This window comes from Thermosporothrix sp. COM3, assembly GCF_059696735.1.
Map to the genome: position 1 here is coordinate 2,606,939 of NZ_AP019376.1, position 15,380 is coordinate 2,622,318.

The 15,380-nt window shown below is 51.2% G+C and carries 13 protein-coding genes; 5 read left to right on the forward strand and 8 right to left on the reverse strand.

From position 1 onward, the window contains the following. Positions 1-416 precede the first annotated feature (416 nt). Positions 417-554, forward strand: a complete 138-nt coding sequence (locus KTH_RS11325) for a CGNR zinc finger domain-containing protein (RefSeq protein WP_497618608.1) — start codon at positions 417-419, stop codon at positions 552-554. Positions 555-968: 414 nt separating this feature from the next. Here KTH_RS11325 and KTH_RS11330 read toward each other — a convergent pair whose 3' ends face one another. Beyond that, positions 969-1,457 carry a GNAT family N-acetyltransferase gene (locus KTH_RS11330; protein ID WP_497618610.1) on the reverse strand — a complete coding sequence of 163 codons (489 nt, stop codon included), beginning with the start codon at positions 1,455-1,457 and terminating at the stop codon, positions 969-971. Between the two features lie 200 nt (positions 1,458-1,657). Then, positions 1,658-2,446, reverse strand: coding sequence for an aminoglycoside adenylyltransferase domain-containing protein (locus KTH_RS11335; RefSeq protein ID WP_497618612.1), 789 nt, complete (start codon positions 2,444-2,446; stop codon positions 1,658-1,660). A 464-nt stretch (positions 2,447-2,910) separates the two neighbouring features. On the opposite strand from KTH_RS11335, the gene KTH_RS11340 reads away from it, so the two are divergent. Next, the gene (locus KTH_RS11340) at positions 2,911-3,927 is read left to right on the forward strand and encodes a HEAT repeat domain-containing protein (protein ID WP_497618614.1); all 1,017 of its coding nucleotides are present in this window, start codon (positions 2,911-2,913) and stop codon (positions 3,925-3,927) included. A 97-nt stretch (positions 3,928-4,024) separates the two neighbouring features. Here the strand turns inward: KTH_RS11340 and KTH_RS11345 are convergent, their stop codons facing one another. From KTH_RS11345 to KTH_RS11355, 3 genes are all read right to left on the reverse strand, one after another. Beyond that, positions 4,025-4,345 carry a DUF6506 family protein gene (locus KTH_RS11345; RefSeq protein WP_497618616.1) on the reverse strand — a complete coding sequence of 107 codons (321 nt, stop codon included), beginning with the start codon at positions 4,343-4,345 and terminating at the stop codon, positions 4,025-4,027. 248 nt (positions 4,346-4,593) lie between these two features. Continuing rightward, entirely contained in the window at positions 4,594-4,929 is a 336-nt protein-coding gene (locus tag KTH_RS11350; protein WP_497618618.1) for a darcynin family protein, read from the reverse strand. 64 nt (positions 4,930-4,993) lie between these two features. Further along, a complete protein-coding gene (locus tag KTH_RS11355; RefSeq protein WP_497618620.1) occupies positions 4,994-5,620 on the reverse strand; it encodes a TetR/AcrR family transcriptional regulator in 627 nt (208 codons plus the stop codon). Between the two features lie 179 nt (positions 5,621-5,799). Between KTH_RS11355 and KTH_RS11360 the strand changes: the two genes are divergently transcribed. The 3 genes from KTH_RS11360 to KTH_RS11370 are packed head-to-tail and all read left to right on the forward strand — an operon-like array spanning position 5,800 to position 7,789. Further along, a complete protein-coding gene (locus KTH_RS11360; protein WP_497618622.1) occupies positions 5,800-6,489 on the forward strand; it encodes a TetR/AcrR family transcriptional regulator in 690 nt (229 codons plus the stop codon). Positions 6,490-6,494: 5 nt separating this feature from the next. Beyond that, positions 6,495-7,247, forward strand: a complete 753-nt coding sequence (locus KTH_RS11365; RefSeq protein ID WP_497618624.1) for a glycosyltransferase — start codon at positions 6,495-6,497, stop codon at positions 7,245-7,247. Next, positions 7,166-7,789, forward strand: coding sequence for a glycosyltransferase (locus KTH_RS11370; protein WP_497618626.1), 624 nt, complete (start codon positions 7,166-7,168; stop codon positions 7,787-7,789). Before KTH_RS11365 ends, KTH_RS11370 begins: the two co-directional genes overlap by 82 nt. A gap of 91 nt (positions 7,790-7,880) precedes the next feature. Here KTH_RS11370 and KTH_RS11375 read toward each other — a convergent pair whose 3' ends face one another. The 3 genes from KTH_RS11375 to KTH_RS11385 are packed head-to-tail and all read right to left on the reverse strand — an operon-like array spanning position 7,881 to position 15,378. After that, entirely contained in the window at positions 7,881-9,452 is a 1,572-nt protein-coding gene (locus KTH_RS11375; protein ID WP_497618628.1) for a hypothetical protein, read from the reverse strand. After that, positions 9,449-15,154: a RecQ family ATP-dependent DNA helicase gene (locus KTH_RS11380; protein ID WP_497618630.1), complete on the reverse strand. Its 5,706-nt coding sequence runs from the start codon at positions 15,152-15,154 to the stop codon at positions 9,449-9,451. Before KTH_RS11380 ends, KTH_RS11375 begins: the two co-directional genes overlap by 4 nt. Next, a complete protein-coding gene (locus KTH_RS11385) occupies positions 15,151-15,378 on the reverse strand; it encodes a hypothetical protein (RefSeq protein WP_497618632.1) in 228 nt (75 codons plus the stop codon). The genes KTH_RS11380 and KTH_RS11385 overlap by 4 nt, the downstream gene beginning before the upstream one ends. Positions 15,379-15,380 lie beyond the last annotated feature (2 nt).

A 15,380-nucleotide genomic window follows, 5' to 3' on the forward strand; every position in this document is an offset into this window, starting at 1 on the left:
CCTCAGTAGGATACAGCTTAGAGAGTGCTCTAAGTCAAGAGGGAGAAAGCAACCAAAAATGCCGAGAAACCATTCCCGCACGCCGCCGGGATTGCAGCATTACGGATAAGGTCGTGTACCAGAATGCCGGCATCCAGTCGCAGGCTTGCCAATCGCACCCGTTCGCGCTGCGAGGACGCGACGCGAGCTTGTTCGGTCAATGCTCACAGCAACTCTTCACGCATCCGCCAGGCGCCATTATCAGGCCCAGCACCCGTTCACGTTAAAATGCTCCCTCCGCCAGTGGAGCCGATTCCAGCAACACGCCACAGGGAACACTACAGGCTGACTACCAGCTACACGAGGGGGAGTCTCCCATCCTGTCCACCATCGCGCTTGCAGCATTCCAGCTTCTCACAGAGTATGACCTGACACGTTTGCGCGCCTGCCAGAATCCCGCCTGCCCGCTCTTCTTTTACGACACAACCAAAAGCGCTACCAGACATTGGTGCAGCATCAAATGCAAAGAACGTGCACGCTCCATTGTTTGGCACAGACAGAGCAAACAGGCATGAGCTCAACGTATGGGTTCCAGTGCTGAGCCACACCTGTCGGACCCGTCCGGGCCAGATGCCAGGCACTGTTTGGATGCCTACCTGCGGGAAGCTCCTCCGATATCCCTGCAAGCCTGCTTGTATCATCCCATCAATGAGCACAGCCGAGGCACCATAGAGACACCCCGCAGAAATCTGGCGACAGGTGCACCTCCACGTAGCTTGCACCGCTATCCCTTCTGCATGTAGCATACACTAGAAATGGAAGTTTCTTTTCGTTCACCTTCTGTTCTACAGAGATAAGAAAGCATTTTCCACTCTTCTTGCAAGGAAAGGTCGGCAATAGCAGCGGAGATCGCAACAGGGGTGCCGCTACGAGCGGTCGCACGGCGGCTCATAAGCAGGCAAGCAGAACGCTTTGATACGAGTGGAGCGTCAAAGCGATGTTACATACCATTCTGAAGCAATCGTCAGACCTGCATCCTGTAACATACTCCGTTTCGCATGGTCGAGATGCGGACAGACGACAACAATCTGATTGGCGCCACGCTCTTTTGCTCGTTGCTTGACCTCGTCCAGCAACAGCCTCCCAATCCGTAACCAATTCGCCTCGTGGGCTACGCAAAAATCATCAACATGGCAGGTCAGCCCGGCTGCGTAAACGGGAGGCGCTTTCACAATGGACGCAATTACAAAGCCTGCGACCACAAAGTCCGTACCATCTTCTTCCTGTTCATAGACAAACGCAATAGTGCTCTCTCGTGCAAGGACGTCTCGAAGATACGCGTAATGCTTCTCGTAAGAATCATCTGCTTTCCGCCAGAAAACCGGCTGATATTGCTGTAGCTTCTCACGGGCTTGCTCCGCAAGTTCGACCATCACAGAAAGATCCGCGGGTTGGGCAGCTCTGATCCGTTCAGTCATACGCTTCCTTTCTTCTATGCTCTGAAAGTACGCAGTCAGCGCTTCCTACAACTACTTCTAAACTGTTGCACTCTTTCCATAATACCAGAAAGCCAGAGAAAGAGGAACACGCAAAAACGCGAGAAACGCATTCATCTCGTCGTACATGAGGGATGGCACGCAGCTAGCCGAGGGCCTGGCTGTATGCCACCCTGGAGCCATTATCGAGCTCTGATCTGTTCAGCCATATACTGAATCAGGGCGAGTGTCTCCTGTAGATCTTCCTCGGGAGCATCTTCTTTGGCATACTTTCCCGCCAGCGAGCGTTCAATCAATCCCGACCAGCGTTCTCCCAGATGCGCCTGTGCCCAGTGTGCCGCCTGAGGTTTGGACGCGATCTGTGCCGTTTCCAGCACATATAGCACCCGGCAGAGCGTCAGAACCACAAACGCCTGATTCTTTCGTGACCGTGCCCAATCCAACCACTCAGGGCTATGGATCTCTCCCAGCCACAAGTTCACAATCGCCGCTGCCGCCCGCCGAAGATCCTCAGGGGCGACAGGCTCAAAGAGCTCGCGAGGCTCGGGCCCTGCCACTCTCACCCCACATGTATACAGTGTGTGTCGTTGAAAGCTCCACCCGATTTCAAGCGGCGCCAGCAGGAACGGAAACTCCTTCTCGACCTGAGGATAACGCGCTTCGGTTGGCTCAGTATGTCGCAGCGCCTCACACGGGACATACGCCGCCTCAATATTCTCTGCCCAGGGCGAGCCGCTGCGGGCAAAGCGCTCATGAAACGCCTTCAACTCCTCAATCAGCTCATCCGGCAGTTCTGCATCTGTGACAACGAGAAAATCAATATCGCTCTGTTGAGGGTCAAAGTCGCCGAGGGCAAGTGAGCCATAGAGATACATGCCACAGAAATGGCTCCCGAGCAGAGCCTGTAGCTGCGTCGCAAGCTCATTCAGTACGGCATTCACATCGGCATAAGGGGTAGGAGTTGTATTCATTGAAAGACCTCTCTGTTTCTTATCTGGCTATTTTTCGAGCATATGGAAGGGAGGTATAAGAAAGGGGGCGCTCGAATTCGAGAGGTAGGCAGTGTGCAAGCATAAGAGGACAACCCACCTGCGAACACGCACATGAGCGGGAAGTAGCATAGCTTGTGTTGACAGCAGTATTGAGAGCTGGCTTGATAATTATATGGACAGCCCCGTTGATAGATGTCCGGGCATCAATAACGATGGCGAGTATACATAGAGTGCTCCTCTCAATAGCATCTTTCCCCTTATGATACGCAGCCAGCTCGCTCCCTGTCAAGGAGCCAGTCCTGCACTCCCCATTCGTCATAACTTGCTATACATCTCCTTCTCTTTCTGCTATGCTGCTTAGCAGTTTCCCCATCCCGTGAGAGAGGGACCGCAATCATTTTGTGCCGACTGGCAACTTCTGTTTCAAAGGAGATTCTATAGATATGGTGACTATCCCTGTATGGTTGGAACAGCTTCAACAAACACCGCACAAAGACTTCCACTGGTTCAGTCAGGAAGAGATAGAAAACAGGCAGACACATTCATCTATTGATGCCCATCTCCAAAAATGGGGACTGACCGGAGAAACAGCGGATCAAGCCCGTTCCTTGCTTCAACACATGGTTCAGGTTGGCGAGGGATTTCGCGTTCCCGGCGCGAATGAGAGCATTCAGCATACCGTCGAATACTGGCTGAACCAGCAGGACCCCTCCCAGCTCTGGGCAGCCCTGCATTATCACACTCTCCCGCAGCTCTTCTTTCCTGTCGGAAATGAGCTCACTGCCATTACCCGAGCACTTGCGCTCTATCATGCCGAAGAGAAAGGAGAGTATCCCGCTCAATGCCGCCTCTTCGTCGGACTGCTGGAAGGTCTCACATTGAGCGAACTTGAACATATGCTGCTCTTCCGTCCCGCATTTGGTGGGTTCCGCGTGAGAGGAAGTACGACGCCTCTCAGAAACAACTATCCCCGGATCACTGAGCTATGGACAACCCATTCACGCTCGTTGCTCCGGCTGATCTGGTTTGAACATATCGAGACATTGCTTGTGCATATCGAATACCAGCCAGTGCAACAGCAGCAGACAATCGCCAGCTATAACGAGGCCTTTGGCTATCACTTCCCGCTCAATATCCCGGTCGATGTCGCAGAACTGCTCCACGGCTTCGTGAACCTCAATGCCGAGCAGCTTTTCAATGAGATGCAGGAGCTTCCCGACGAGGAGGTGAATTTCTATCTCTTCATTCTGGCAAATATCCTTCCGCCCTCCTCAACCGACGCCCTGACGACCTACATCCTCCCATTCTACCTGCACCCGTCCCGAGAGATACGCGAAATGGTAATCGAGATCGTACAGGAATACAGGGAGCCGTCCATACTCCGCGTCCTGCTACAGCGCGAAGAGGATCCGGACGTGCAGGCAATCATTCAGGACGCATTACAGCAAATGGAAGCGTAGACCACCAAAAAGGAAGAGATCCCGGGGAGCCTGTCCGTCTCCTCCGAGATCTCCATCACAAAACCCTCTTTCAATCCAGAAAACACCTCATCAGGAGCTAGAGCCCGGGTGTCCCTTCCAGCAGCTCAAGCATTGGACGACGCGCTTCCGGCCCATAGGCTACACTTCCCACCGGGATCGCGGAATTGAGCGCCTCACTGACTTTCGCAATCCAGATGGGTCCGAAGCCGCCACACAGTTCGATCATCTGCACACCATTCTGATAGAGCTCACGCGCCACCTCAATGACCCGTTCCTTCTGTTGAAAATCGAGGCCCACTGCAATAAACTCACAGATGTCATTCTTTGTTGAAACCGTGTTCTTCTCAGGCGAGAAACCCGGGGAAAGATAGATATACGCCCATTTACGCAAAGCCATAGTACATCTCCTTTCATCTCTTCAGCATTGTTACAGGAAGAAAAGTGGCCATCTGTACCCTTCTCATCACATGCCTCACGATAGCCTCTCGTCTTTCTGTGACTCAGCACCGTGGTATGAAGGCAGGACTACAGATCAGCCGCTCTCGTTCTCCCCTGCAAGGAGATACTACACCCTGACGCTAACGTGAGGGTCAAGCCTCTGACTGGAAAGAAATCAATATCCTCTCAAGACCTCTTCGCTCTCTGTTATTGCTTGCTTGTTTCGGCTTCAAAGGTGCGGAAGCCGTTCTCAATCGCTGGAATGATGTCATTGACAATAAAGTAGGGGTGCGCAATCAGTGCCGTATCGCGTAGCTTTTCAATGAAGTAGTAGTAGCTCTTGAGATCCTCGGTTTCCAGCATCATCACATCTGAGCAACGGGCAGTGAACGCTTCTGCATCAAACAGTCGAACACGTACGGTCGCGCCGAACTCCCGCAGGAGCGGTTCCAGCGTATTCGCAACCATGTCATTGCGCTGCTCACGACTCAAGGAGAGCCAGGCTGGTGCTGCGGTCATAAGCATAAAGACGCTATAGTTCATTATTTTTGATCCTTTCTAAACAATGCTTAATAGCTAAACTTAGTTCAATTTCGCGTAAAAAAATTTAGCGCTCGGCGGGAGCATGGCCCCACGACCATAAGAGCGCCTGCACTGTACGTAGAGCGAGCGCCTTAGCCTGCTGACGATCCTCTCGCAAGCGCTGTGTAAATGCCAGTGAGATCAGGCCATGAAGCAGCCCCCAGATAGCCTCAACCTTCTCCATACCATCTGTCGAGGAAAGCTCGTGTTCCTGCAACCAACGGTCAAACAGCTCATACGACAGGCGAAAAGCCTCCCACTCCTTGAAGGGATTATCCGGGAACGAGAAAGGGGCTCCCCCCAGACTATGCATCACCTGATAGAGTTCAGGGAAACGCCATGCAAAATCCCAGTAGCTCGCACAGAGCGTCAGCAGTTGTGTTTCGGCGTCGGCATTGGTCGGAAGAGCAGCTTGCAACTGAGCAGCCAGCCGGTCAAAGCCTTCTTTTACAAGCGTTTCCAGCATCGCCTCTTTACTGTCAAAGTAGCTATAGATGCTTCCAGGGCTATACTCGACGCGCTCCGCCACCTTCCGAATCGTGACAGCCTGCCAGCCGTCCTGAGCAGCAATAGCGCAGGCAGCATCCAGAATCGCCTGACGCAATTCGCGGCGCTCGCGTTCGCGCCGCTGCTGAGCAATAGATTGCTTCATGGGCACCTGCTTTCCCTGAACAATGTTCTTTTCTTAAACTTTGTTTAACCAACCTTCGCTAGAAACTATACACGTTCTCGCCAGTTCTGTCAAGTACTCCCTTGACAAAGGCTATGTGCAGATCTATACTTTTGACAAATAGACATAACTTGTCAATTTATCAAAAAGGCCAGAAAAACATGGAAACTGATGAACGCGAGCAGACCATTCTGGATGCTGCCGCTGAACTACTGCTTCGCTATGGATACAATAAATTGACAATGAGTGATGTAGCCAATGCAGCCGGGTTACATCGTGGACTCGTCTATCTTCGTTTTCCCTCAAAGGATGAGCTGATAGATGCCCTCATTTTTCGCGAACTGATGCGGTATGCTGAAACATGGCATGCCTGTTTTGAAGCAGATCCTCAGAGTGGAACCGTTGCCGCCATCTATCGCAGTACGCTTGCTGCGATCAAACAATTGCCTCTGGCAGTGCCCTTGCTCACCCGCGATGAACATATCTTCGGGAAATATCTTCGGAAGCCGGGAAATGTCTTCACCCAACTCACCAATGTCAGCGTCACACGAGACTTTCTTCAGGCCATGAGGGAGGTCGGCGCTATCCGCAACGATGTGAGCATCGACGCGATGGCCGTCATTATGGATAAACTATCTCTCAGCATCATCGAAGCGCTTTCCTCACCCCATACCGCCTCTGTGCAGCCAGAAGAGCTGGTTGAAACGATTGCCAGGATGCTTGAAGCCATGCTTACACCCGAAGGCGCCAATCTTGAGGCCGGGAAAGCGCTGCTCAATGACTGGTTGCGTCAGAGACAGGCACGCCTCGCCAGCTTGAAGGAACAGACAAAAAGAGAAAGAAAAAGGTAAAAACCATGCGCATTATCCTGTTCTCGTTAGGATCACGGGGTGATATTCAACCCATACTGGCATTAGCCAGCCGCCTCAACCGCGAGGGACATACAGCCGTCGTTTCAAGCTCTCCCGATTTTGCTGAACTGGCTGCCTCTCATGGGATCGAATATGCGCCTATCGGGCCCTCGCTGACCACCATAGGAGACGCTGAAGAGATCTCCAAAATCGTGGAGTCGGGCAATATCTTAAAATTGATACTCTATGGCCGAAAAATCAGAAACATGCAGAGCAACATTGTTCAGCAATGTATTCAGGAGAGCTGGCAAGTGGCGCAGGGAGCGGACGCGATTCTTTATAAGCCCCCGGCGGCGATCATTGGCTATAATATCGCCGAAAAGCTTGGCATTCCCTGTGCAGAGCTGGCCCTTTTCCCGGTTTATAGAACCAGAGTATTCCCGAGTTTTATGCTTGGCGGGGGGAAAAATCGGGGTCCACTGCTCAATGACCTGTTCTGGCGTTTGAGCGAGCTGCTATTCTGGCAACTTATGCAGCGCGGAACCGCCAACCGGCAGCGCCGCGAGATCTTAGATCTGCCGCCGCTACCGCTTTCTGGCCCGTACCAACAGCAGGAGCGGGAAGGGATGCCGGTCTTCAATGCGTATAGCCCATCGGTTCTCCCTCGCCCAGCGGATTGGCCTGCGCGGATGCACGTCACCGGGTATTACTTCTCGGCCCCCCCCCCACGGACTGGCAGCCTCCTGCCGAACTGGTAGAGTTTCTCAGAAGTGGTCCACCTCCTGTCTGCATCGGCTTTGGAAGTATGCCTATCCACAATGTTGAAGAGAAGATACGCATGGTGGTGAAGGCGCTCATGCTTTCCGGTCAGCGCGGCATCCTAATGAGCGGCTGGACAACCATCAAGAAGAGTATATCCCTTCCAGATGATGTGATCCGAGTGGAAAGCATCCCACATAGCTGGCTCTTTCCACGTATGGCGGCCGTTGTGCATCACGGTGGTGCAGGGACAACCGCAGCAAGCTTGCGCAGCGGCGTTCCCACGATTATCACACCCTTTGCCGCCGATCAGCCCGCCTGGGGACAACGCGTATACACGCTGGGCGTCGGACCGAAACCAATTCCCTTTAAGAAGCTGACAGCGGAAGGGCTGGCCGCAGCGATTCGTGAGGCTGTCACCAACCCGGAGATACAGAAACGCGCCCGTGAACTGGGTCAGCGTATTCAAGCGGAAGACGGTCCGGGACGCACAATAGAACTCTTCTTCCAATATATAGAGCAGTTCCGTCGTCTCAAATAAGCCTCCTGAGGACAAGGTCTGTTTGCTCGCGCGGCAAACAACTTGCCCTCACCCATGAGCAAAGACCGCTGCACTTCTGCTACGCATAGCATCACTTCTTGTTCGGGATGTAGAGTGAGCGTAAATAAGCCAGGCGTTCTCGATTCCTCATAATCATCTCATTCAAAGAAACGCGCTTGTCCAGCTCTACTTCTGAACTATAAACCGCGACAGCCTTTGCTTTACGTAATGCTCTGGCACTGACCTCAGAACTAATATCCCGGCGTAAAGCCCATCGCCTTGTTTTCCTTGTAAAGACAAACTCGGGAGATGAAGCCAAGATAGAACGGATGGTCATTGTATTTGGCTTATGTTGTTGCCTGTGACAAAGTTCCTGATACAGTTCAAGGAAAGTCCATTTTCTGTCCGTCTGGGCCATAATGGTACGCAGGCTCTCTCTGTAACTCTCCAGTGTCGTTGAGCGGACCTGAGCAAGTTCTGTTAAATCAACCAGGCGTTCTTCTTCTTCAGTCACTTCCTCGTCAATCCCCAACTCATAAAAAGTGATACCGGATGGCGTCCAGAAGATTTCTAGAACTGTACCAGCCGCTAAAAAGGCAAATTGATCCTGGACATCCTGACCATAGAGGCGATGGGTCTTCGTATCAAGCCATACCAGCATTTTCCTATCATCAGCATACCAGAGACCCGAAAGGGCCACGCTGCTCGCCAATCTTCTGGCTCGTATATACAGAATCCGTGCCTGTGGTGGAACAGGCAAATATCCTTCATTAATATGGACAGTACGTAGCGTCATCTTCCATTTTACGCTAGTCTGCTCATTCCCCTTACGTTCGTTGCCCGGCTTTACCTCCTGAACCACTTCTTGTGGAGCCGATACCATGCTTTCCTCTGCTGGAAGTGGAACATAGTCAGTCTTGAGATCCGAGAAGACCGGGCGGACCGCATAACGGCGCCTGGGAGGAGGGGGAGGAAGGAGCTCTTTCACAAACCAGAGATCCTGCCCTACCCGAACCCACTCATCTCGTTGGAGTAACCAGCACTCCAATGCCTTCGGTGGAAGCAGAAGCCCCGGCGTTGCTTCTATCTGTGTAATCAAGTCCAACATAAACTGTGTTGACCAGGGGGTTTGCTCTCCGGCAACGAAGCGCTCAAGCAGCAGAGGAGCCAACCTATCAAACATCTGCTTCAGTTCAGTGGAGAGCATCATTTTTGATACGTCACCCTGTAACGTGAGCGTGTAAACGCCATGCTCATCTTGCGCTAAAAGGAAGCGGGCATCGTGCTTACAGAAGAGATGAAACCGCTGCGCTGGATACTGCTGATCAAGTTGCTCCAAACACTGGACCAGATTCTTCCCATCCCATTCATCTCCTAAAAGAAGCTCATATAGATCATCATTTGCAACATGATGTTCCTTCAGTTTCCACTGCAAAACGTCTGATTGAGCACTAAGTTGAACCGGGCTGAATCTACAATCTTCACGCAAACGAATATCTTCACCACTCAGCCAGAGAGACTCCAATACATCAGATTCTGCAAATGTAAAGCGTCGCCTCTCCTGCACGTAGGATTCAATCCAGTGATCGAGCTCAGGTATACAAGAGGGCTTTTCAAGAAAGAGAGAAGTGCCATGTTTCTCCTGCCCATAATCTGCATTCAATGTGATCTACCTCCCTGAATATCACGAAGAGGAACTTCACCAGCAAGTACATCAAGGCCAGCTTGCGTCAGGCAGATACATTGATATCTCTCTTCATAGAAACCTTCGGCTACATCTACTCGCCTGGACTTTTTTCGATATTCAAGCGAGATATAGCCTCCCTCTATCAAACGCTGTACAATAGCGTGTGCCTGTTTCTCAGTAGTGTGCTGTTTCTTGAGGGCGCCAAAATATTCAGAGTTCCGTGCGATCGTATTGAGCGAATATTTCGTTCCATTTCTACTTCGGCCAAAAGCCTGACCCAGGAGCATTTTGATCACCGTGTTTTGACTGAAGTATCCATTGTGTTCTCGTACAGCTTCCAACACGATCAGAGCAGCATCTACAGCATATTCCTTCTGCAGTGGAGCATGAAGCTGATGCTGTATATTTGCCTCTATACGCTGCTCATCCCAGGGCAGAACAGCGGTCGGCGCACAATGACCACACTTGCCGCAGCTTTCACTCTCTTGCTTTCCAGAAAGATAGTTCTCAATAAATGCTCTCTGACAAGCAACCTGTGGCAAATGGATATAGTCTAACATTGCCTGCAAACGAGTTTCAAAGCATGTATATCGTGACGCAAAAAAAGTCGATAATTCTCGATAGGCCGCTTCTTTCTCTGGCAATGATAACGGAAGCAGGCGCAGACTGATCCCTCTTGAATAGGGTCGAAAGATACAGTTTTCAGGCTCACGTTCGCTCAATTGTTGCAGGAGATACATAGCCTCAAAGGCATCGCCTCCGGCTTCCATCCAATCTTTCGCAGCATAATGGGTGCGTACGCTCAGAGCAGATGAGGACAGGGTTGAGGAACGCTGGTTCATGAGGAAGCGAAGCAGGCAAAGCACTTTCTGCTGTGTATGCATATCTATAAAAGCCTGTGAAAGCTGTATGATATCTCCAGTTAATAAAACACCGGCCTCCAGAATAACATCTTCGCCTCGCTCTAACAGCCCGACGCGCTCGGCACCATGAATAAGAACACGAATTGAGACCTCTTCAAGGTCTAGAGAACGGCTGAGACTTTCAAATGACGTGATAAGAGGAGCCTCACCAGCAGCCAATTGAAGATCACCAAGCAGAGCCAGAAGGGCATATATATTGCTGCTCTCCTGCTTACTTTTTTGCTCAATAAAACGAAGTTTCTGCTGAGTTGCAGCTGAATATAACAGGATTGCATATGCCTCTTTCCCATCTCGGCCCGCCCGGCCTGTCTCCTGCGCATACGCCTCTATCGATGAGGGATGATCATAGTGGATCACGAAACGGATATTTTGCTTATCAATGCCCATACCAAAGGCATTGGTACAACAAACAACCTCTATTTCTCCACTCATAAATAATTCTTGAATATTATGGCGTTCAGCTGATCGTAGCCCTCCATGATAGGCATATGCGGCAATATTTTGTGTTCGAAGCAGTTCGGCTAGCTTTTCCGCTTTCGCTCTGGTCGCGACATAGACAATACCCGGGCCCCCTTTCTCTTGATGTGCCAGAATCTGGCGTACCAGTTCGAGCGTTCGGAGTTCCCCCTCCGCTGTACTGGTATAGAGATAGGTTCGATAGATTAGATTTTCACGTATGTTCTTACTCATATGGAGCAGCGGTTCAGGATGATCTGGGTCTGTGCGATGGGAAAACTCTAAAGTAGACATAATCTCTTCCTGCACTTGTGGAGTTGCAGTCGCAGTCAAAGCATGTACAGGAACGCGTTCCTTCATAAAGGAACGAAGCAAGCCAGGTATTTCTAGAAAATCCGGGCGGAAATCATGTCCCCAGGTAGATATACAGTGAGCCTCATCAACAACAAGCTGCACCAGGGGGAGCTGTGTCAAGGTCGCTCTAAAGCGAGGATCACGTAAGCGCTCAGGGGCAATATAGAGCAGCTTGATTGCTCCGGCACGAACCTCGTTGAGTACTTCTTCCTGTTCCGCCGAACTCATGCCACTCATCAGACAATTGACCATAGATAAGCCAAATTGTTCACGCAGCGTTGCAACTTGATCACGTATTAGCGCAACCAACGGAGAGATAACAAGTGTACAGCCATGACGAAGCAATGCAGGCAATTGGTAAGTTATGCTCTTGCCGGAGCCTGTTGGAGCAAGAGTTAAGACGTCCCGACCGGTTACAACCGCACGGAGTGCTTCTAGCTGGAATGGGCGCAATTGCCGATCTTTCCCCCAGATCCCCTGAAACACTCGAATCAGGCGCGGAAGAGCAACTGTTTCCCAATCCTGCTCACTGATGATATTCGTAGGCAGCATATTCTGCTCAAGAAGAGCCTGCACCCCGCCCTGATTAGAAGAAGCAAACCTGTCAGCATCGAATGGCATCCCCATCCATTCAGCAATACGCTGGTACATTGCGGCCCCTGATTCGTATCCAATCGTTGGGCCGGGTAATGATGATAACACTTCTCCACGATACATCGCACTGCGGAGGCGCTTGTCCAGCATGATAACGACTCCATGATCACCATGCTTCCGAATCAGGCGTCCAAACCCCTGCTTAAATTGGAATAAGGCCCGAGGTAACATATACTCGTAAAAGCTATCACCACCAGCCCGTTCAACCACCGCCATGCGCGCAGCTTCCAGTGGATCACCGAGAGAAGGGAAGGGGAATTTTTCGATAAAGACATAGCTTAGTGAGGGCCCTGGTACATTGACACCTTCCCACAACGAACGCACACCAAGCAGCGACACATTCTCCTCTGCTTTAAAACGCTCTATTGCTTCTGCCTCGTCCTGAGTCAGCAGGGGAAATCCTTGCTGATCCAGCTCGGTTACAGCAAGCTCGTGAACCAGCTCCATCCGTGAACGTGCTGTAAAGAGAACCAGTGTGCGACCTCTTAGAAAAGGAATACCACGCTTGAGTTCCATTGCAACTGCTTCAGGATACGCTTTTCGCAATGCCATATCTCGGGGAACGGGAAGATGATTCGGCATCAAAAAGAGGGCATGGGCACGATAATCAAAGACATGCGGTAACGTCTCAGTGAGCAGCTTTTCGGCAGGCAAACGAGAAAGCCCTATCCTATGCAAGAAAAAGTCAAATTGATTGCCCCAACTGGTAATAGTAGCAGAGGTGATCACAATAGATTCCAGTTTTGACCAGAAGCGCTCATACAGCAATGCACCAACAGCAATGGGCATTCCGCTCAAACTCCATGCAGCAGCTTCTGGTTCCCCCGGATCAAATCGGATCACGCGCACTGTGGAAGACTCATCATAGAAACCCCAGAACCAGCGAGCGTCGTGGACGACTTCGCGCAATTCCTCCATTATTGCCAGACGAGCTCGCTCAGCTTTACTAGCCTTGCGAGCTAATACAGTTTGATCTGCCAGTGCAGCCTGGCGAGCAATGGGAGCTGCCAGTTCATCGAGAGCATCACGTAATGCAAATAGTAACTCCACAAACCGATTGCCTGCTTGTTTTAAAGCCGGTCCTCCTGCAAAAGACAGTGATTGCCGCGTTAACGGGATACTAGCCCCATATCGAATACGATCTTCACGATAGATAACAGAATGATGCTCAATATAGCGTCGAAGTTGCTGTCCCAGGACCTCAAGCTGAGCAAGAAGTTCTTGACTCAACTGTAGTAATACATGAATGACTGGATCGTCGCTTGCTAATCCCAGTTGTCGGCAGGCACGTACCAAACCAGCAATAGATTTTCCCTGTACCCCCTGCGTTCCAATCAAGGCAACAAGCAGACGCCTTACCTGCTTTAATGACACGGTCCGCGTTAACACAGAGGTTGCGGCATCTTCCAGCGTATGTGCTTCATCACAGATCAGATAGGGCGAGAGCAGGTTCGTCGGCTCAGTATCAGCATCCTGTTGCAAACGCTCATCTTTTGGCGCCTCTTTCAAGGCCTTGAGCAAGAGAAGCGAATGGTTCACCACTACAATATCTGCATGGCGGGCATTCTCGCGGGCTCTCTGCGCAAAATCTGGCCTTTCATGCGGGCGTGGCAGTCCCGCAGGCCAGATCTGCTGAGGAACTTCCGAAGTCACGCGCACACGGTTCAGGAGATTCCATACATCGGCACCACGGGTGTCCTCTACCATCACAGGCTTTTTCGCAGCCAACCGCATATACAATTGACCATGAGCCGACACCATCTGTTCTAATCCAAGGAAGGCACTCTGTACAGCGGAAAGATCTCCATCAGCAGTCGTTATTGCAAAAGAAAGGAGCGTACTTAACCCCCAGGCACGGGCGGGCTCTAATGCAGCTTCATCAAATGCATCCTGTAACTCTTCAGCAAGACAGCGACTACTAATGTAGTTATGCCGTCCTTTCAGCAAGGCACATTTCAATTGCCCATCCACAACTGTACCCAGAAATTGCAGATCACTGTTATAGAGCTGATCCTGCAAGACGCGGGTAAATGTACTGACAACAACAGGCCGTCCGGTCGCTTTGGCCTGAAGATATGCCGGAGCCAGATACCCAAGCCCTTTCCCCGTGCCGGTTCCCGCTTCTATTACAGCACATAATTTCTCCCGCATCGCACGAGCAGCAAGATGAGCAAGCTGGGCCTGGGAGGGCCGCCGCTCGTTTCCATGCTGTTCGTAAGCGTTTAGCATCCTTTCCACAGCCCCGATAGTTGGTGTATATTCATCCTGTGCACTCGATTTGCTCAAGAGTGGGACAGCACTCGCTCCAAACATGGGGAAGAGCGCAGTTAGGTCCTCCTCTTCCTTCTCCGCTCGGCCACATATCTGCAACCACGGATCTCCGGCTCGCTGAAGTAGCGCACGTATATATGCAGCGGCAGGATGAGAACGAGTTCCCGGGAATATCCCAAGTTCACCAAGTAACCCCTTCAACACATTCCCCAACATCGAAATATCGACATCTGCTCGATGCGCCCCCGCTTCTTCGCAGCCATAAAAGCGGGCCAGGGTTGTCAGCCGATAATTCTGTAATGGCTCTCCATCAACAGGACTCGGCACACCAGGTGGGAGGAGCGCCCTTGCCAGGGGTAACGTGTCAAGAACAACCGTTGAATGAGGAAAGGTATACCCTACTCTTTTTCCAACAAGATTCAGTACAGGGCCATCAAAGAGCACACCATTATGAGCGATCAGCGGGAAATCACCAATATAGGAGAAGAACTCGTCTAAGACTGTTTTGATATCAGCCGCCGCCTTCACATCCTCAAAATGAATGTTTGTGAGATGCGTAATACGAGCAGGAATTGGTCCACTTGGACGGACAAAGCGCATAAAAAGCTCGCCCTCAGGTTGGAAATTTCTGTATCTTTGGGCCGCGATTTGCACTATCTCTATATTGCCTGGTTGCCCAGGACCGCCCCAGTCCCCCATTGTTTCCAGGTCAAAGACAACATATGAACCAGCTCGTAAACTCAGCGTTTCTTGTCTCGGCGTTTCGTCTTCCACATTTGCCTGAGTTTCCGGGATAAACGTATGAACCAGCAACCATCGACCCGCATCATCCTGACGGTAATGGATGGGATCTTCATTCAGCAAACGCTGTAACTGATACGTCGTCATACGACGACCAACAGCAGAGCTCACAATTGGAATAAGCGCCTCTATGGTCGCCCGCCCTGAAAGCTGTATGAAAGCGTCTTGTAACGCCTTTTGCATTCTCTGTTTCTGATTTGGGCGTTCCCGATCATTCATGCGTCATCTCCCGTCATCATCCTCGTTTGAAGCACATCTCGCAGAAGCGCGCACATCTCGGCTAAAGATGCCTGCAAAGCCTCTGCGGGAAATTGTTCGGCAGTGAGTAGGCGCGCCGCCTCATCCAGAGCTGTTTCAAACAAAGCCTGCCAGTTAGACAGCTCTTCGATCAGGGGTTCATAGTTTTGTACTTCAGTGAACTGAGCATGTTCTTCGGTATTCATAA